The following is a 16,593-nucleotide window of genomic DNA, read 5'->3' on the forward strand; positions in this document are numbered from 1 at the left end:
GGATTTCCGTTCCTCTTCATAGAAGTACTGGGGGGGCTGTGTGTCCAGGTCCGTCAAAGCACTCGGACGTGTCCCTCAGCATTCAGCGCCCAGGAATCCAGTAACCCTGCCGACGCTCGCAGCTGGACGGCAGCCCGGCGAGCTGAATCTATAGGCCTCCTGAGACGAGGAGGCGGCGATGCGGGACCACGGCCAGATCCTTCACGACGGCATCAGCGCAGGCCTGGGAGGCGCCCTCCTGGCGATGGACGCCGGCATCCGTGCCGCTCGCGAGCAGGCCGCTTGGGACCGGGCCGAGGCTCGCTCCGAAGCTGCCGTCCACCGTCTCGGTCAGGCCCTGCTCGCAAGCCGCGCCCGCGAGGCCGAGCTCGCCCGCCAGCTTGCCGCCGCCCGCGCCGAGATCGCCGGCTTGAGGATCCGCGCGACCAAGGCGGAGGCCCGGATCGCCCCCGCCCGGCGCGCCTGAAATCTTTCGCGGCGCCTGTCGATTTCGCTTGCGGCTTGCCCCGTGCGCCCGCGCGGGGCCGCAGAGAGACGCACGGGGGCCGCACGTAGGCCGACATGAAAAAGCCCGCCGGGGCGACCGCGGCGGGCTTCGTCGTTCCAGGAGGTGGGGCGGCTCAGGCGACCCGGATCTGGCGGACCCGCATGGCCTCCACGTGGGCAAGGAGGTCGGCCATCGCGCCGTCCCCGGGCGCCCCGCGGTAGGGCCATGAGAAGGCGGGCTCGGACACGTCCGCCTTTTCCTGGGGATGCGTCCCCAAGGCCTCGGACACATCCACCTCGTGGGGGCCAGCGAGCCCCGGGACGCGGCCGGTCCCGGCGGCCAGGGCCTCGGCCTGGTGGGGCATCGTCTTGGCGAGGATCGAGAGCTCGTCGGGCGAGAGGCTGTGCAGCCACGTGGCGACGTCGGCCGGCAGGCCTGCGAGGTCGACGGGATCCCCGCCATCGGTCACGTGCCGGGCGTGAAGGACGAGCGCCATTCCGACCGGATGGCACGCCCTGATGCCCTCGGGCACCGGCGCGGTCGGGGCGGCCGCCGCGGCGTCGAGGTAGTTCTCGGCCGCCGCAGCGGTGGGGAGGACGGGATCCGGGCGGGCGACGAGCTTTCGGATCCACTTGCCCCCCTCCCAGACCAGGGCGATGGGCGCGAGGGTGACGGCGGCGAGGACGGCGGCGAGGCGGGCGAGGAGGCGCATCATGGGGCTCCGTGGTGTGTGGAGCTCCATGATCGCCCCGCCCGGGCAAGCCACAATCACGCGGCGGCCGCGTCCGCGCTGGCCGCGATCCACGCCTCGGCGTCGAGGCCGAACAGCCTGACATCGAGCTCGCGCGGAAGCTGCCGCCGGTGCGTGCGCAGCGCCCGGAGCGCGTGGCTCGTGAGCACCGTGTCGAGCGTCTCGTGCGACGAGAGGACATGCCCCTTGACGGTCGTCGTCCTGCCCCATCCCGACTTGTTGTGGATGCTGGCGCGATCAGCATCGCGGGCCGAGAGGAGCCGGCATCCCTCCAGCGCGGCGATCTGCACGTCGGGGATGGAAGCGCGTTCGGCTTCGGGCTCGTAGACGACGGTCATCGCGGCCATCGCCCTGTCGACATTCGCCTGCGCGCGTTCGACGTACATCTCCAGCGACCAGATCAGCCGGCGCTCCAGCTGCTCGGGCGGGATAGCGATCAGGCGCCGGGCGCGGGCGACATCGTCCTGAAGGGCCCACGCCCACTCGTGGACGCGCAGGGACTCCTTCGCGGCGGCGATGGCACGGGTCGCGAGGTCGAGGTCCTCGGCCGCCTGGCGCTCCCTGTTCGCCGCCTCGAACGCCTCACGCTCAGCCGCTTCCTGGCGCTGCCGGGCGACCTTATCGCGGTGCGCCTGCAGGCCGTTGCAGGCCGTGTTGACGAGGACCTGGGCGGCCGGCCGGTCCAGATGAGCGCTCTCCCAGAAAACGGGCAGGTCATCCCGCCGGTCGCGGCTGAAGCCCACGGTCCTGAGATGCCACCCCTCGGGCCCGGCGAGGGCGTCGTCATAGTCCTGCGTCGTCGCCTCCGCGGTCCACAGCGCCTTGAGCTCGCCGCTCACGTGGAGCTCCCGCGGCACCGGCCGCCACGTCAGCCCCAGCCCCTGCGGCGGCCCCTGCCACTGCCGCGTGACCCTGTTCTCGTACGGCATCGCATACCTCTTCATGAGCCGTGCCGCCATTCGGCACACGACGAATGCTAGCACCGACGCGGGCTCCGGCAAGGATATTCTCTGTCGTGGTGTCAATTTTTAAAAGCAATCGTCCCGCACGAGTACGTGTTCATACGTACATTCCCTCTGCGGCGACAGGTTTTTGAACGCTGTTCAACTTTGATGCCGTTAACTTTGTGGTCCGCGACCCCTTTCGTCAAAAGACGAACGTGCTCAAATACCCCTGCGCGGCATCGCGCGGGGATTCGGAGGACGGCAATGCAGTTGTATCGGCAGGTGGGATTGGGGGTGACGGTGCCTGACGTCCGGCGCGTCGTTGCGGCGACCGTCGGCGTCGGCGTCGGCGCCGTGGCCCGCTGGCTCGGCGTCAGTGAGTTCACCGCGCACAAGTGGGCCCGGCTCGCCGGCGTCGAGATCCGTGCGGTGCCACCGACGGCGCGGCTGCCGGAGCGCCAGCGCATGACGGATGCCGCCGTCGCCGCGGCGATCCAGGGGCCGCTCTCGCTGCGGGCTGCGGCCGCCGCGCTGGGCGTCACGCCCCCCGCGCTGCAGAACCGGGCCCGCTACCTGGGCCTGCCGACGTCGCCCGCCGGCCGGGCCGCTCTCCGGGGGGCGGGCGCGTGAGCTGGCACCCCGACGATTCGTACGACGCGGCCGCCCTCAGCCGCGAGGAAGCGGCGCAGGTCGTGCCGCCCGAGGCCGTGCTCGACGAGCTGCGCGCCGCCATCCAGCGTCAGGGCTCGGCCGCCGCCTGGGGCCGCCGCCATGGCGTGGGCCCGGGCTATCTCGCCGACGTGCTCTCCGGACGTCGGCCGCCCGGAGCAAAAATCCTGCAGGGCCTCGGCATTGGCAGGGCATTCGTCAGGGGGTGCCTATGAGCGCCGCCTCCCAAGCCCGCGACGCTGCCGTCCTCGTCGCCCTCATGGCCGGGCCGTCGAGCACGCTCCCGATGCACCTCGCCCCGGCGCTTGGGCTCAGCATCGCCGAGGTCTCCCGCTCGCTGCAGCGGCTCCGCAAGGCCGGTCGCGTCCGGTGCGAGGGCCCCCGATGGATCGTGAACGAGGAGACCGGCGCGTGAAGAATCATCCCCTGCTCGAAGGGCTCGACACGCTGACTGGTCCCGCCCTGCGCCAGCGCCTTGTGGACGCTCGGGCGGCCGCCCTGGCGTCCGCCGCCGGCGACGAGAGCCATCCCATCGTCGGCCTGGTCCAGTGCGTGGAGCGCAACGTCGTCCGCGTGATGCGCGAAAGCGTCAACACCCTCGTCCAGGGCATGCACCGGCCGCCGCGCGAGCAGCCCGTCCCCGCGCCGGCACCGGCTCCCATCACCCCTCCGACGCCCATTCCCGCGCCGCGTCAGCCGATGACGCGTGCCCCGGCGCCCGCCGCGGCGGCGGTTCCCGCGCCGGTTCCGCCGCCGCGCCCCCCTGCGCCCGGCAGGCTGGCCAGACTGCGGCTGGCGACGCCGGCGGATGAGGGCCCTCCCGAGGCTCCCGAGCCGTCGGCGCGACCGGCCCCGGCGCGGCCGCCGCTCCCCCGCGTGCAGCCCCTGCCCGGGTACCGGCCGCCCCCGCCACCGCCGCCCATCGATCCCGCAGACGACGCCATCCCCTGGTGAGGAGACCGACAATGAGACTGACTGAGCGCCAGGCCCGCATCCGCCTCGCGGCCGCCGTTACCGCCGCGGGCGGCCAGATCCCCTTCGCCCAGGGACTGCAGGGCGTCCTGCCCCGGGCGGCGCCGAATCTCGTGTCGAGGTCGCTCCTCGGCCGCAACAGGATCTCCCCGCCGATCCTCGCGGCGCTCGGCCTGCGCCGGGACGAGTGCGGGGAGATCCACACCGTGGAGCCGCCCGCCCGCATCGAGGTCTTCGCCGTCCGGGCAGAGGGCGATGCCGGCGTCCGGGCCGCGGCCGCGCTCGTCGCCGGCATCCTCGGCCCCAGGCCCTGGCACATCCCCCACGGCGCCGGGGGGAGTGGCGCCGCATCCCGCAGCAGCCCGAAACGAAGGTTCGTCCGATGAGCATCCAGGTCGCCACCCCCGCACATGTCGCCATCGCGACTGCTCCCTCGCAGTGCCTCGGCAACATTCACGGGAGCGCCAACAAGGCCGCGTTCGTGATCGAGAGCTTGACGAAAGCCGGGTTCGAAATCGTCCGAAAGGACGCGCTCCCGGAGGGCGTCGTCCGCATCCACAAGAGCGACGCGGGCCGGGTCGAGACCCGGACACCGGCACCCTGGGTGCTCGCCAGCGTGACGCCCGGAGTGGTCGAAATCCGCCCCAGCTCTACCGTGTACGACCACGTCATCGAGGCCACCGCCACCGCGCTGCTTACCCGCGGCGACTTCTCCGAGAGGCGGGAGATCAAGGTGCAGACGGCCTGGTTCTGTAACGAAGGGGGTATCGAGGAATCGACCAGGGAGGCCGTCTCTCTCGCGCTTTGGCAGGCTCGCAAGGGGGCGGCCGCCTTCATCGCCGCTACGGCGTCGGACCCCGCGTCCACCGACGGGGAGGCCGCCTGAATGCGCGCCCTCCTCGCGATCACGTGCGGGACCGTCGGCGCGACTTTCGTCACGGCGGCTGCCATCACGACGCTCCTGTTCGCGTTCGCCGGCCACGCCGGCGAGCTCGCCTTGGCCGCCTTCGTCGTGGCCGAGTGGTCCCTCGCGTTCGGGTTCGTGTTCCTCGTCATCGCATTCCTCGCCCACGCCGGCGGCGTGCTGGAGCCCATCAACCCCGGCACGGAGGATCCCCTCGATGTCTGAGCGACCCCCGCTGCCGCCCGGGTCCGTCGTTGTCGACGGCGTCACCCGGCACGAGGCGAAGCTGCGCAAACCTGAGGCCCGGGCGGTCGTGCGCGGCGCCTGCAAGGCAGTGTCGGCCTCCCCGCTCGCACGGCCGGTCGAGCCCGTGGGCAGCCACCTCCGCGAGCTCGCCCGCGCCATCGACGGCATGGATCAGGAGGACGGCGATGGGCGCTGAGTTCCAGGCCGTCTCCCCCGAGCTCCTGCCCGACCTCACGGGCCTCGCCGGCACCGATGCCGGCGTTGAGATCGAGGTCCTGCGGCGCGGGGAGCCTTGGCTCGACACCTCCATCGCGGGCTTGCAGTTCTACGACTACGGCCTGACGGACGTGCTGACGGGGGAGCCACTGATCCCCGCCGCGGGCGACCGGCTCTCCCTCGTGCGTGAGCCCGAGAACCCGCATGACCCGTGCGCGATCGAGGTCTGGTGGCGGAACGGGGCCCGCCTCGGGCACCTGCCGCGGCTCGTCGCAGCCGAGGTCGCCGGGCCGCTCGATGCCGGCGTCGCGCTGCGGGCGTACGTGGCGCACGGCGGGGACGGCGAGGCCTGGTCCGCCCGGGCCCTCCTCGTCGGCCCGGCGGCCGAGGCGCTCCACGGCAAGCGCATCCGGCGCCTGCAGGAGTCCGCGTTCTCGGCGTGGGAGTGGGAACAGCAGTCCCGCGCGATCGGCGAGGACCGGCCGTCCAGGGAGCGGGGGCAGGCCTTCGCCCGCGAGCAATCCGGGCGGCGCGAGAGACGGTTGCTGCAGGCGGTCAACACGTTCGCGCAGGTCCCGTTCGAGATCGAGCCGCCGCCGGTCGGCGCGGTCCGCGAGGTCTACTCAATCCAGGACGCGCTGGGCTGCTCGCGGTCGACGGCGTTCAAGATCGCTCGCAACGCCGGCGTCGAGCCCCGGCTGCACTATCGAGGCTGGTACTGCGACGGCGCCACGGTCACCGTCACGCCCGAGCTCGTTGAGGCGATGCAAGCGTGGGCGGCCGCGCCCCGGACGCGGCTGACGTGGTACTCCCTGCGGTGATCCACGACCCTGGGCGCGGCCAAAACCCCGCGCCCAGGTCCGCTTAACGAATGATTCAAGGGATCAGGGTATAACAGGATCAGTCTCCGAGGCGACGGCTCTACAAGTATTCACCAAGTAGAACCTCAACACTCACTCCAAGCTATGTGCCAATCCCGGCGCCGGTTGGAGACCGTAAGATGGAGCCCTGTACTCGTACCCCCGACTTGTTCCACGGCCGCACTCGTGAACAGACGGCCGCCCTGCACCCGCCGCCCTTGCGCTACACGGCCGTGAGGCACGTGCGAGCGATCGTGCCGCCCGAATACAAGGAGCACGGCGAGGGGACGGGCGGCCCGTACACGATCCGGCGGATCGCGTACGCCGATAACCCGCTGTCGCTGGACGTCACGCCTCGGGATCCCCAAAAGATCCTGGATGTGTGGGAGATCCTGCAACCTGGCGATCCCGACTACTGCTGCGGCGTCCTCCTGAGGCGTCGGCACCCTGTCAGTGGCAGGGTGCAGTGGTGCTACTGGGACGGCACGTGCGAGCAGCAAGAGGAGCGCCTCGGCTACGCGGTCTGGGACTGCGCGTTCTACAGCCAACAGGGTGGGCTCTCGTCCACGGGCTGGCGCAGGCAGCGCTACCCTAACCCCCCGCCGGAGTTCTGAGTTCGGCAGGGACCGTATCGCTCGCCGCCATCCGCACGCGGATCTCGGCGAGCGACGTCGGCCGGTAGCCCCAGCAATCGACCCCCACGTCCAGCGACCGGCCGTCCCCAGGCAGGGTGCCATGGCTATGCCCGTAGAGGTGCAGGTCGCCCCGGTGCAGGCGAGGCCAGGTGCGGTGCGAGTAGTGCGAGAGCCAGATCCCGACGCCGTCGACGACGACCTGTCCGACGTCGCGGACGGTCGCCCACGGCAGGTCCACGGCGCTCTTGTCGTGGTTGCCCCGCACCAGATGCTTGACCCCGGCGAGACGGTCGAACAGCGCCCGCTCGCGGCGCGGGTGGCAGCGGTACGAGAAGTCCCCCAGGTGCCAGACCGTGTCGTCGGGCCCGACCGTCGCGTTCCAGTTCGCGACCAGCGCCTCGTCGTGCTCCTCGATGCTGGCGAACGCCAGGCGGGGCGTGTTGAACGTGGGGTTGACGATCCGGGTGTGCCCGAAATGCGTGTCCGCGGTGAACCAGTGGGCCATGATGCCTCCAATTTTTTGGAGGCCGGCGCGCGCGCTCAGGTCCTCCTAGACGACGGAAAGGGCGGCGGCGGTCGCGCGTTTCATGGCTGGATCTCCGGGACGAATCTGAAGGCTATCACGGACCCGTTAAGGGATCCCTGGCCGGGCGTCCCTTCTGCTCGGCGCGCCGCTTGAGGAACTCGACCCGGACCTCGTCGAGGTCGAAGGCGGCCGCGCCGGCGTGCTGCTCCACCAGGTCCCACCACGCCCTCATGACCGGGAGCTTGAGGTCGAGGCGGTCGTCGAGCGTGTAATGGCGCTCCGACACAGACCCGGGGGCGACGCCCTCGGCATGGTCGATGATCAGGTCGAGCACGCCGTCCGGCAACCGGAGCGTCCGGGCTCCGTGAGAACGCAGCGCGCGACGGAGGTCGTGGGGGCTGGCGTCCACCGGCAGGGCGGCCAGCAGGTGCGTTATTGCGTCCGCCGACAGGTGCCCGACGGGCTCCCCCCATCGGCGCGGCCGCATCCCCGGGAATAGCCACGCGCTCCCGGCGGCGGCCCCGATCTGCTCCCGCACGGCGTCCCATACCGGTGGGGGCAGGGGGATCGAATGGTGGGCCTGGGCGCTCTCTTGCTCGCCCGTCTTTCGCCGCACCGGCGGCAGGCGCCACACACCCCAGCCGGCCTCGCCGGGCACGTCCGTGAACTCGTCGCACTTTGCGGTCGCGATGGCGTAGCGGCGCTGGACGGTCGCGACGAGCAGCAGCACCGCGGCCGGAAACGGCGGCCGCAGCAGGTCGGTCCGGGCGAGGGCGACGATCAGGCCCACGCGCTCCATCGTCGGCCAGCGGACGCGCTGGCGCCGCACCGGGGAGACCAGCGTCCCGTCCCGGGCCTCCTTCGCCTTGGGGCGCTTCGGACGCGACAGGTCGTCGAGGTGGCCCTTGCCGACGCCGCTGTCGACGCGCGGGCCCGGCGTGGCGAGCCACTTGAAGAAATGACGGAGCCGGACGTACAGCGCGACCGCCTGCCTGTGGTGCGTCCGATTCTTGCCGGCGAGGAGCTTCGCCAGCTCGTCTGGGGTCACGTCCGCAACCGGCTTCCGGGACAGTCCGGTGAGCAGCGGGTGCTTCAGATTCTTCCTCGCGTCCGGGAGGGTCTTCGCTTTCCACTCATCCTCGTGCGCGGCGAGGTAGGCCTCGACCGCCCGCTCATAGGTCCACGTCCGCGGCCGGGGCGGCGGGGCAGGAGGCGCATCGTGGCGAGCGACCTCCGGGAACACGTCCTCCCTGCGGACCAGCCCGAGCTCAGCGAGCCGGCGGTTCAGCCATAGGACGCTAGGCCAGCCGTTGCCGGAGCGAAGCAGGTCCGATGCCTCCCCGGCGATGGACCGCACCTGGGCGACCGTCAGCCGCTCCACCGGGCCCAGGTCGAGGCGGATCGTGCGACCGAGCCTCTCAGCCTTGAACCCCCACGAGATCGTCCGGGGCGAGACCCTGAGAAGGAGGCCCGGCGCGCGCTGGTCGCGAACGTCCACCGCCGGCACGCCCGGGCGCTGCTCGGAGCGGGCGCGCTCGACGAAGGTTGCGGTCAGGTCGACAGCGCTCCGGGGCGGCCAGTCGATCCGGGCCTTGGGCGGTGAGGGCGTCTTCGTGGATGCCTTGGACCGGGCCATTCTGAACTGCGATCCTTGGGCGGGTTTGGGCGGGGTCTGGAAAATCACCCGGCCGGAGCCCGCCGTCGAGGGGGAACCGCCTTATAAGGTTAAGTGGCTGTGGAAGCTCGCGGAAGTTAACTGCAGATAGCTACGCGTTCCTGACGCCATATGCCGCCCAAAATGGGCCGGGAGGCTGACTCTTAATCAGCGGGTCCTAGGTTCGAACCCTAGTGCGCCCACCAAGACTTAGCCTACTTCCTGCGAGCCGGACCTCAATCCCGGTGAGCGAAGGGTAAGAAGGCGAAGCGATCAACAATCTTCATTGCAGCGATGAGCCGCTCTCCGTTCGCCGAACTGCGACGGGCGAGCCAAGTCCGCGGAAGCCTCGCTTCATGGCCGAGGGCTACGATTCGGTTCGCCAAGCCATCGCAGCGCTTCGAGATTGAGTTCTGACGTAAGCGCTTTCTGGGCGGCACCTTCCGGCAGGCGGTGTGAAGGCGACATACGGAGCGGAATGGGAGCTCCGTCACATGTCGATATCAGGGCGTATGGCTATGTCGGAGCCGATCCGGCGCCTGGAGCTTTTCACCGGGGCCGGCCGACGGCGGACGTGGTCGGATGAGGACAAGGCCGCCATCGTCGCCGAGAGTGATGGGCCGGGCACCTCGATCAGCGCGGTGGCACGCCGACATGGGTTGAGCGCCTCGCAGCTGTTCACGTGGCGGCGCCTGATGCGTCAGGCTGAGAGGCACGAAGATCAGCGCCCATTGCAGTTCGTGCCGGCCGTTCTGAGTGTGGGCCCGCAGGAGCCGACGTCTGCCGAGCTGAGCCCAGAGCTGGGGAAGCGATGCGGCTGGCACAGCATTGAAGTCGAGATCGCAGGCGCCACGGTCCGCATCGCTCAGGGCGCGAGCGCGGCTCAGATCGCGGTGGTGATCCAGGCGCTGAAGGCTTGCCCATGATCGGGCCGTCCGGTGCGGTGCGCGTGATGCTGGCCACCCGGCCGGTGGACTTCCGCAAGGGCATGGACGGGCTGGCCGCTCTGGTCCGGGACGCGATGGGCGCGGATCCGTTCTCCGGCACGGTCTACGTGTTCCGGTCAAAACGCGCCGACCGGGTGAAGCTCCTGGTCTGGGATGGAAGCGGGCTGGTCCTCGCGACCAAGCGTCTGGAGGCGGGTCAGTTCTGTTGGCCGAAGATTGAGGACGGCGTGGTCCGGCTGAGCGCGGCGCAGCTCGCGGCGCTCGTCGAAGGCTTGGACTGGAAGCGCGTCCATGCGGCCCGTGCCGTGGGCGTGCCGGTGGTGGCCAGCTAAGCAAAAAGGCTGGCCAGCGGGCTTCATCGCTGTGGTAAGTCACTGGCGGATCTGTTCTAATCCGCTTCGTGGCCGCGCCTGCTTCGCCCTCGTCCGACGATCCCGAGACGCTCAAAGCGCTGCTCGCCGAGGAGCGCGCCGAGAACGAGCGGCTGCGCCAGATCATCCTGGCCATGCAGCGCCACCGCTTCGGCCGCCGCGCCGAGAGCCTGCCTGAGGATCAACTCCTGCTCGGGCTGGAGGAGGCCGAGCAGGTCGAGGCCGCGGGCTTTGCCGCCGAGGAAACGGAGCCCGCCAAGGAGGTCCAGAGGGCCAAGCGGCGCACGAACCGTGGGGCGCTGCCCGCCCACCTGCCGCGGGTCGAGTGCCTCGTCGATATCGACAGCACCGCCTGTCCGTGCTGCTCGGGTGCCTTGCACCGGATCGGTGAGGACGTCTCCGAGCGCCTCGACGTGGTGCCGGTGCAGTTCCGCGTTCTGGTGATCCGCCGCCCACGCTACGCTTGCCGCGCCTGCGGGGACGCGGTCGTGCAGGCTCCGGCACCGGCGCGGCTGATCGAGGGCGGCCTACCGACCGACGCTCTCGTCGCGCAGGTCCTCGTCTCCAAATACGCCGACCACCTGCCGCTCTACCGGCAGGCGCAGATCTTCGCCCGCCAGGGCGTCAGCCTCGACCGCTCGACGCTGGCCGACTGGGTCGGGCGCGCCGCCTTCCTCCTCCGGCCCGTGCACGAGCGGCTCCTGGAGACGCTCAAACGCTCGGGCAAGCTGTTTGCCGACGAGACCACGGCACCGGTGCTCGACCCGGGCCGCGGCCGCACCAAGATCGGCCAGCTTTGGGCGTATGCCCGCGACGACCGGCCCTGGGGCGGGACCGATCCGCCCGGCGTCGCCTACGTCTACGCGCCCGACCGCACGGCTGGACGACCGATCGCGCATCTCTCCGGATTTGCAGGCGTGCTCCAGGTCGACGGCTACGCGGCCTACGAGAGCCTGGCCAAGGGCGGCGCGGTGCGGCTGGCCTACTGCTGGAGCCATGTGCGTCGGCAATTCTATGACCTCGCCGCCGCCTCGCCGATCGCCACAGAGACGCTGTCGCGCATCGCCGCGCTCTACCGGATCGAGGCCGAGATCCGCGGCCGCCCGGCTGAGGAGCGACGGGCGGCCCGTCAGGAACGAAGCCGGCCCGTCGTCGATGCACTGGAGGCGTGGTTGCGGGAGAAGCTCGGCCTCTTGAGCCGCAAGAGCAACCTGGCGGAGGCGATCCGTTACGCCCTGAGCCGCTGGGCGGGGCTGAGCCTGTTCCTCGACGACGGGCGCATCGAGATCGACTCCAACGCCGTCGAGCGCGCGATCCGGCCTCTGACCTTGAATCGGAAGAATGCCCTATTTGCTGGTTCGGACGGCGGGGGCGAGCACTGGGCGGTGATCGCCTCGTTGGTCGAGACCTGCAAGCTCGTCGGCGTCGAGCCGCAGGCTTACCTGGCCGACGTCATCACCCGCATCGTCGACGGCCATCCGCAGCGGCGCCTCGACGAGCTTCTGCCCTGGGCCTACCCGAGCACACCCCCTCTCCAAGCCGTGGCCTGAGAACGCTGCAGCCCTGGCGGGTCAGTCAGGGCGTGTGAACAGGGTCCGAAACAGCGCCTCGGATTGGCGCAATCCCTCGTCGGTGAGCACCACCGACTTGGCGCGTCCGACCGGATCGGCGATGAGCCCCTTGGCGTGGAGCCGGCCCAGCGCAGCCCAGTCGAAGCCCTTCCAGGCCCGACGCCCGTCGTGGAGCGTCAGCCACAAAAGGGCGAGGACGGCCTCGTCGATGCGCTCTTCGTCGACCAACATCCGAGCAGATTAGCACGTCGCGCTCAGACCGGGCGTGGTGCCAGCCGATCGGTTACGTTCTGACGGTCGGCTTCGAAAATACGCGTCGATGGAGGGGACTGGCTCACGATTGTTACCGTCGCACGATTGCGCCTCGCCCGCATTCCCCTCTGTCCGCGCAAGCCGCCGAAAAAGCCCCACGCGGCGGTGCCGGCGGGGCTGAGGGTCGGCGCCGGATGCCCCGATCGACGCTACGCTGCCAACAGCGCGATCCAAGACCCTGCCGCATCCATCCGCTTGGCGCACATCAGGAGGCCATCGGCCGACCGACGCACTTCGACACGATGATGCACGTGTGGAGCGAGGCGTACATGCACACCGAGGTCGAAGCCGCATCGCCCGTCGCCGAAGCCGGCCGCAGCAAGGTCCGACCGGAACTCGGCCGCCACCGCGAACGCGACGACGGCACCGTCTACCAACACGTCCAGGCACAGCGGGGTGTCGGGATGCGCCTCGTCGCGCGCCCAGCCCCCGACGTGCAGCAGGCCATCGCCCGTCACGACGCATCGGTCCAGCCACGCTCGCACCGAGCCCGGCTCTGCCGCACCGTCCAACGAGACAGCGCGGAGGGCTAAGCGCCCGCGCAGCGCGGCCAAGTCGGGGCCGAGTTCGGCGCGCGGAGCGTAGGGCATGCGCCCGGTGCCGACGTCGAGGGCCTGCACGCCATCGAAGCCGCCGCGCACGCCGGGCGCCGCCAGGAAGCTCTCCGCCGGAGCATTCTCCGCGAGCAGCAGGTCGTGGGTGTCCAACTCGACGTGCCAGTATGTGAGATCCGCCACCGCCTCGCCACGCGTGATGCTCGAGCCGTTGACCAGATGTCCCGCGGCCGCGAGCAGCCCGTCCAGCCACAGGCAGTGATCTGGAGAGACAAGCAGGTCGCGGGCGGGCACGCCCTCGCTCAGTGCGTCGGCCCGGATGCGGACGGGGCGCTCGGCCGGGGGAACCATCGATCCCCGGTACGCGCGGGTGCCGATCCAACGGATCGGGCGCGGCGTACCGGCAACCGTGATGGCGAGATCGCCCACCGCGAGCTGCTCCACCGGCACGTCCGAGATGACCCGATCGCGCAGGACACGGATCCGCGTCCCGGTCACGTAGCAGGGTGCAGGGTTGGCCGGCTGAGATGGGTTCGTGGGATTCGTGGGGTTCGGGGCCGTAGCGGCGCGCACGATCGTGCCGCCCTGGCCGTCCGACACCGCCGCGAAGCTGGTCGTGCGGGGGGCCGACAGCACGAAGTTCTCGCTCACCTGGCCGCCACCGGAGCGGGTGCCGGTGATGGTGATCGAGCTGTTCGCACTGTTGTAGCTGACGCTGGAGTTGGTCAGCCCGGCGAGCGCGATCTCGTTGCCCGAACCGAAATTGGAGATGGTGTTGGCGAAGGTGCCACCATTGGTCGGCTGAGCGGCCACGTTGAGCCCGAGGCGCGCTGTCGCCGTCCCCGACATCGTGCCGAAGGTGATCGTCCCCGTGCCGGCCGAGGTCGGACCGCCGAGCTGAAGGGTGCTCGACACAGCGCCGCCGTTCGAACCGATCGCGGTGCCGCCGGAGTAGGTGCTGACCCCTGTCAGCGTCTGCGTGCCACCGGTGACCGCCACGCCGCCAGTACCGGAGATCGCGCCGCTGTAGCTGGTCGAACCGTTGGTGATGGTCAGGGCCTGCGCACCGAGCGTCGTCCCGCCGGTGCCCGAGAGCGTGGTGATCGAGGCACCGGCCGTCGTCCCCGAGATGTCGAACGTGCCGGCGTTGGCTACGGGTCCGAGATTGTTGGGAGCGTTGCCGAGGACGCGCAATGTCGTGGCGCCGCCGGCGATCCCGAGGCCGCCGTTCAGCGTTCCCGTGCTGGGGGTCAGGCTGTTGGTGCCGCCCGTGACGTTGATAGCGACGGCCCGGACGGTTGTGCTGCCGCCGGTGAAGCCGCCCGAGATCGTGCCGGTGTTGGTGATGGCGATGTTCGCGCCGGACAGACCGGCTCCCCCCTGGCCCGCGATGCCCGCCGTGCCACCATTCGCGGCCCCGCCCAGACCACCGTTTCCGCCCGTGATCTGGCCGGTGTTGGTGCCCGTGCTCCCGTAGAGGAAAAGTCCGATGCCGCCCTCACCGCCGGAACCGCCGAAAGCGCCGGGACCGCCGGCGGCACCGCCGGCACCGCCGTTCCCGCCGGTGATCTGAGCGCTGGCGATGAAGGATCCGGGGCCGGGCTCAACGAAGCCGTAACCACCGCTGCCGCCGCCGCCACCTCCGCCCGTCCCGTTGCCGGCACCGCCCGTTCCACCGGTGCCGCCGGTCCGGGAAAAGGTGAAGCCTACGCCATTCCCCGTGTTGGAGAGGTACTGGCCGTGGCTGCCGCCGCCGCCGCCGCCGCCGCCGTCGCCGGGATTCGGACCGGCAAGGCCAGCCCCGCCAGCCCCCCCGAAAAAGCTGGAGCCCGTGTTGGTCGAGTAGGCGCCACCCGTTCCCGACGTGTTGGTGACAGTTCCACCAGCCGCCGCGCCCCCGTTGCCGCCGGCGCCTCCGACCGAGCCTGCGGAACCGCCCGCACCTCCGCCGCTCCCCTGGGCAGAAGCGCCGCCGTTTCCACCGGCCGCGCCGGTGCCGTTCGCCACCTCGTCCGCCCCGGGCTGACCGCCGGTGCCGTTGACCGGATCTGCGCCGCTCCCGCCCTGACCGCCCGACATCGCCGCGTTCCCAACCATCCGCATCTACCCGTCATCCGCAATCTTGCGCGGGCGGGTGCTTGCCGTCAGCGTGGCGCCTGTAGGCCCTCGGAGTCGAGGATGCAGCGTCGCCTAATCGGTGATCGCCGGGCTCGAGACAGCGCTTTTTGATCCGTTGTGCTCTCTCCGCGACAGGAGGTCAGACTGATCTGGCACGGAAACTGATTTGATGGCCTTTCATGCTCCTCTGCTGGGAAGAATAGTTATCAACAAGTCGACGGGTTGGTTCGCACGCCACTCATGCGCCCCAGCGCAGGGGTCGATCCGGATGTGGTCCGTCCGCAGTGTGACATATCTCAGAACGGATTCGGCGAAGTCCCGCGCGACGAATGCCGGCGGGGCTGAGGTCGGCTCAGGGATGAGAGCATAGTCTGCGCGCGGGCGGCGCGGCTCCTGTCAGCCGGGGGGGGCGGGCGGATCCTTCGGCGCGGTGCGATTGCCGATGATAATCCTGACCATCGGCGTCAAGAGCGCCTGTGCCGGGAGTCAGGCTTGAGCGCGGCCGGATCGGCCGGGCAGGCAATGCGCCACCGCCGCGACAGCTCAGTGTGCGCTGGTCCGGCATCCGCCGCGGCAACCTTGACGCCTGGATTGCGACGTCGAAGACCCATGCACAGCCGATATCGACAGGACGCTCGAAGGCCGAAACCTTAGCTCAGTTTCACTCATGGAGAGCCTTGCGCCCCGGCCTGATGATGGCGCCACGGGCGTAACTGAGGATAGATTTTGCGGTTCTGGCGAGCAGTGTTCTACCATTCAACCTGACACGAAGTATCAGTTTTGATACACGATTAGGTAAGAAGATCATGGAGATCGCCGCGCTCAAGGTCATCAATCTCCTCGCCGAACCGTACCATTTCGGAAAATATTCCGCCAGCTCGACTACCTGTTTCAACGTGAGCTTTTCCCCAGAGACAATATTGATGTATATCTGGTCTCTCAAGTATATATAATTTCTGCGACTCCCAATAATGTCATGGTCAATTTTTCTGGCGGAAAGTATGTGCTTCAAATGTTCCAAACGATTGGAAAATCGTTCTTGACTGTATTGAAGCCGCTCGACTGAAGGCAAGCGCCCGGTCGAGGACATATTTTTATCGTGAACCCTATAGTAGCCCAGCGCCTCATTGAACGTGTAGATTTCGCCCATGAACGGAGCCGCGATAAGGATTACACCGTCCACCGTATCATAGGATGCCTCCCGAAGAAGATCGCACACATCTCTTCGAAAAATATTCCCCGAGGTCGGAGGCGAAACATATGCTCCTGTTTCAGATATGTCCTGAATGTAGGAATTTTTGGTTTTTTGAGCGCTCAGATCAGGGAAAATTCTACCTTGTTCGTCCCCTTTTTCATCGATTATTGACAAGGGAAACTGAAGCTTAGAGTATTTTTCATCTAATGCACCGACAATTTTCCGTAAAGACCCTGAAGAAAGCTTATCGTCAGCATCCAAGAACAGAACGTGCCTCGCTGTCGTATTATCTAAGCCGAGTACGCAGGCGCTTACAGGACCACCGTTTTCCTTACGTAGACATTTTACCCCAGTGCCCTGAATCAAAGTCCACGAATTATCTGTCGATCCATCGTCCACGACCACCAGTTCACAGCCATCAAGGAGCTGTAAACTCACACTTTCGATCGCTTCGACTATATATTTCTCGTAATTATAACAGTTGACAATGATCGCGAGCTTCTTGCCACCCATCTGTCGGCTCCCAGTTCAGCCACTGAAACCCCGGGGGCCCAGCCGCGAATCATCCGCATCTGAATCTATCTTCGACTGCAAATACGGCAAATATCACCCATACGGATACGGGGAATTTCACTGAAGATTTGCTGGCGGCCAATTCAGA

At 68.9% G+C, this 16,593-nt stretch carries 21 protein-coding genes; 14 read left to right on the top strand and 7 right to left on the bottom strand.

What is annotated here, in order from left to right:
* Positions 1-178: 178 nt before the first annotated feature.
* On the top strand, positions 179-466 hold the full coding sequence (locus tag LXM90_RS10665) for a hypothetical protein (RefSeq protein ID WP_234082677.1): 288 nt from the start codon (positions 179-181) through the stop codon (positions 464-466).
* A 154-nt stretch (positions 467-620) separates the two neighbouring features.
* Here LXM90_RS10665 and LXM90_RS10670 read toward each other — a convergent pair whose 3' ends face one another.
* Positions 621-1,202, bottom strand: coding sequence for a hypothetical protein (locus tag LXM90_RS10670; protein ID WP_234082678.1), 582 nt, complete (start codon positions 1,200-1,202; stop codon positions 621-623).
* Between the two features lie 53 nt (positions 1,203-1,255).
* Positions 1,256-2,221, bottom strand: coding sequence for a hypothetical protein (locus LXM90_RS10675; protein WP_234082681.1), 966 nt, complete (start codon positions 2,219-2,221; stop codon positions 1,256-1,258).
* Positions 2,222-2,476: 255 nt separating this feature from the next.
* On the opposite strand from LXM90_RS10675, the gene LXM90_RS10680 reads away from it, so the two are divergent.
* The 10 genes from LXM90_RS10680 (at position 2,477) to LXM90_RS10725 (ending at position 6,663) form a co-directional block, all read left to right on the top strand.
* On the top strand, positions 2,477-2,812 hold the full coding sequence (locus LXM90_RS10680) for a hypothetical protein (protein ID WP_234082683.1): 336 nt from the start codon (positions 2,477-2,479) through the stop codon (positions 2,810-2,812).
* The gene (locus LXM90_RS10685; RefSeq protein WP_234082685.1) at positions 2,809-3,066 is read left to right on the top strand and encodes a hypothetical protein; all 258 of its coding nucleotides are present in this window, start codon (positions 2,809-2,811) and stop codon (positions 3,064-3,066) included. Before LXM90_RS10680 ends, LXM90_RS10685 begins: the two co-directional genes overlap by 4 nt.
* Positions 3,063-3,266 (top strand): hypothetical protein, encoded by a 204-nt coding sequence (locus tag LXM90_RS10690; protein ID WP_234082688.1) that lies wholly within the window; start codon positions 3,063-3,065, stop codon positions 3,264-3,266. The genes LXM90_RS10685 and LXM90_RS10690 overlap by 4 nt, the downstream gene beginning before the upstream one ends.
* The gene (locus LXM90_RS10695; protein WP_234082691.1) at positions 3,263-3,805 is read left to right on the top strand and encodes a hypothetical protein; all 543 of its coding nucleotides are present in this window, start codon (positions 3,263-3,265) and stop codon (positions 3,803-3,805) included. Before LXM90_RS10690 ends, LXM90_RS10695 begins: the two co-directional genes overlap by 4 nt.
* Positions 3,806-3,816: 11 nt before the next feature.
* Positions 3,817-4,209 (top strand): hypothetical protein, encoded by a 393-nt coding sequence (locus LXM90_RS10700; RefSeq protein WP_234082693.1) that lies wholly within the window; start codon positions 3,817-3,819, stop codon positions 4,207-4,209.
* The gene (locus LXM90_RS10705) at positions 4,206-4,709 is read left to right on the top strand and encodes a hypothetical protein (RefSeq protein WP_234082695.1); all 504 of its coding nucleotides are present in this window, start codon (positions 4,206-4,208) and stop codon (positions 4,707-4,709) included. Before LXM90_RS10700 ends, LXM90_RS10705 begins: the two co-directional genes overlap by 4 nt.
* Positions 4,710-4,952, top strand: a complete 243-nt coding sequence (locus LXM90_RS10710; RefSeq protein ID WP_234082698.1) for a hypothetical protein — start codon at positions 4,710-4,712, stop codon at positions 4,950-4,952.
* The gene (locus LXM90_RS10715; RefSeq protein ID WP_234082699.1) at positions 4,945-5,169 is read left to right on the top strand and encodes a hypothetical protein; all 225 of its coding nucleotides are present in this window, start codon (positions 4,945-4,947) and stop codon (positions 5,167-5,169) included. The genes LXM90_RS10710 and LXM90_RS10715 overlap by 8 nt, the downstream gene beginning before the upstream one ends.
* Positions 5,159-6,010: an HIRAN domain-containing protein gene (locus LXM90_RS10720; RefSeq protein ID WP_234082701.1), complete on the top strand. Its 852-nt coding sequence runs from the start codon at positions 5,159-5,161 to the stop codon at positions 6,008-6,010. The genes LXM90_RS10715 and LXM90_RS10720 overlap by 11 nt, the downstream gene beginning before the upstream one ends.
* 179 nt (positions 6,011-6,189) lie before the next feature.
* Positions 6,190-6,663 carry a hypothetical protein gene (locus LXM90_RS10725; protein WP_234082703.1) on the top strand — a complete coding sequence of 158 codons (474 nt, stop codon included), beginning with the start codon at positions 6,190-6,192 and terminating at the stop codon, positions 6,661-6,663.
* On the opposite strand, the gene LXM90_RS10730 is transcribed toward LXM90_RS10725, so the two are convergent.
* Both LXM90_RS10730 and LXM90_RS10735 read right to left on the bottom strand, forming a co-directional pair.
* The gene (locus LXM90_RS10730) at positions 6,641-7,189 is read right to left on the bottom strand and encodes a metallophosphoesterase (protein WP_234082704.1); all 549 of its coding nucleotides are present in this window, start codon (positions 7,187-7,189) and stop codon (positions 6,641-6,643) included. The two genes, LXM90_RS10725 and LXM90_RS10730, sit on opposite strands and share 23 nt — an antisense overlap.
* A gap of 115 nt (positions 7,190-7,304) precedes the next feature.
* Complete coding sequence (locus LXM90_RS10735; protein WP_234082707.1) at positions 7,305-8,846, bottom strand: tyrosine-type recombinase/integrase; 1,542 nt, start codon at positions 8,844-8,846, stop codon at positions 7,305-7,307.
* 536 nt (positions 8,847-9,382) lie between these two features.
* On the opposite strand from LXM90_RS10735, the gene tnpA reads away from it, so the two are divergent.
* From tnpA to tnpC, 3 genes are all read left to right on the top strand, one after another.
* Positions 9,383-9,790, top strand: coding sequence for an IS66-like element accessory protein TnpA (gene tnpA / locus LXM90_RS10740; protein WP_234082708.1), 408 nt, complete (start codon positions 9,383-9,385; stop codon positions 9,788-9,790).
* Positions 9,787-10,143, top strand: a complete 357-nt coding sequence (tnpB, locus tag LXM90_RS10745) for an IS66 family insertion sequence element accessory protein TnpB (RefSeq protein ID WP_234082711.1) — start codon at positions 9,787-9,789, stop codon at positions 10,141-10,143. The genes tnpA and tnpB overlap by 4 nt, the downstream gene beginning before the upstream one ends.
* Before the next feature lie 68 nt (positions 10,144-10,211).
* Entirely contained in the window at positions 10,212-11,732 is a 1,521-nt protein-coding gene (tnpC, locus tag LXM90_RS10750) for an IS66 family transposase (RefSeq protein ID WP_234082714.1), read from the top strand.
* 21 nt (positions 11,733-11,753) lie between these two features.
* Here tnpC and LXM90_RS10755 read toward each other — a convergent pair whose 3' ends face one another.
* The 3 genes from LXM90_RS10755 to LXM90_RS10765 all read right to left on the bottom strand — a co-directional run bounded on the left by LXM90_RS10755 (position 11,754) and on the right by LXM90_RS10765 (position 16,445).
* On the bottom strand, positions 11,754-11,984 hold the full coding sequence (locus LXM90_RS10755; protein ID WP_234082717.1) for a DUF6429 family protein: 231 nt from the start codon (positions 11,982-11,984) through the stop codon (positions 11,754-11,756).
* 230 nt (positions 11,985-12,214) lie between these two features.
* The gene (locus tag LXM90_RS10760; RefSeq protein WP_234082719.1) at positions 12,215-14,698 is read right to left on the bottom strand and encodes a Hint domain-containing protein; all 2,484 of its coding nucleotides are present in this window, start codon (positions 14,696-14,698) and stop codon (positions 12,215-12,217) included.
* 700 nt (positions 14,699-15,398) lie between these two features.
* Positions 15,399-16,445 (bottom strand): glycosyltransferase family 2 protein, encoded by a 1,047-nt coding sequence (locus LXM90_RS10765; protein ID WP_205833771.1) that lies wholly within the window; start codon positions 16,443-16,445, stop codon positions 15,399-15,401.
* Positions 16,446-16,593 lie beyond the last annotated feature (148 nt).

The sequence above is a fragment of the Methylobacterium oryzae genome, assembly GCF_021398735.1.
Classification (GTDB): Bacteria; Pseudomonadota; Alphaproteobacteria; order Rhizobiales; family Beijerinckiaceae; genus Methylobacterium.

Coding starts and splice junctions, on each gene's coding strand:
- LXM90_RS10690 (WP_234082688.1), top strand. CDS start 3,063: ATGAGCGCCGCCTCCCAAGCCCGCGACGCTGCCGTCCTCGTCGCCCTC.
- LXM90_RS10715 (WP_234082699.1), top strand. CDS start 4,945: ATGTCTGAGCGACCCCCGCTGCCGCCCGGGTCCGTCGTTGTCGACGGC.
- LXM90_RS10700 (WP_234082693.1), top strand. CDS start 3,817: ATGAGACTGACTGAGCGCCAGGCCCGCATCCGCCTCGCGGCCGCCGTT.
- LXM90_RS10730 (WP_234082704.1), bottom strand. CDS start 7,189: ATGGCCCACTGGTTCACCGCGGACACGCATTTCGGGCACACCCGGATC.
- LXM90_RS10725 (WP_234082703.1), top strand. CDS start 6,190: ATGGAGCCCTGTACTCGTACCCCCGACTTGTTCCACGGCCGCACTCGT.
- LXM90_RS10765 (WP_205833771.1), bottom strand. CDS start 16,445: ATGGGTGGCAAGAAGCTCGCGATCATTGTCAACTGTTATAATTACGAG.
- LXM90_RS10760 (WP_234082719.1), bottom strand. CDS start 14,698: ATGTCGGGCGGTCAGGGCGGGAGCGGCGCAGATCCGGTCAACGGCACC.
- LXM90_RS10720 (WP_234082701.1), top strand. CDS start 5,159: ATGGGCGCTGAGTTCCAGGCCGTCTCCCCCGAGCTCCTGCCCGACCTC.
- LXM90_RS10755 (WP_234082717.1), bottom strand. CDS start 11,984: ATGTTGGTCGACGAAGAGCGCATCGACGAGGCCGTCCTCGCCCTTTTG.
- LXM90_RS10735 (WP_234082707.1), bottom strand. CDS start 8,846: ATGGCCCGGTCCAAGGCATCCACGAAGACGCCCTCACCGCCCAAGGCC.
- LXM90_RS10670 (WP_234082678.1), bottom strand. CDS start 1,202: ATGATGCGCCTCCTCGCCCGCCTCGCCGCCGTCCTCGCCGCCGTCACC.
- LXM90_RS10710 (WP_234082698.1), top strand. CDS start 4,710: ATGCGCGCCCTCCTCGCGATCACGTGCGGGACCGTCGGCGCGACTTTC.
- tnpA (WP_234082708.1), top strand. CDS start 9,383: ATGTCGGAGCCGATCCGGCGCCTGGAGCTTTTCACCGGGGCCGGCCGA.
- LXM90_RS10705 (WP_234082695.1), top strand. CDS start 4,206: ATGAGCATCCAGGTCGCCACCCCCGCACATGTCGCCATCGCGACTGCT.
- tnpB (WP_234082711.1), top strand. CDS start 9,787: ATGATCGGGCCGTCCGGTGCGGTGCGCGTGATGCTGGCCACCCGGCCG.
- LXM90_RS10665 (WP_234082677.1), top strand. CDS start 179: ATGCGGGACCACGGCCAGATCCTTCACGACGGCATCAGCGCAGGCCTG.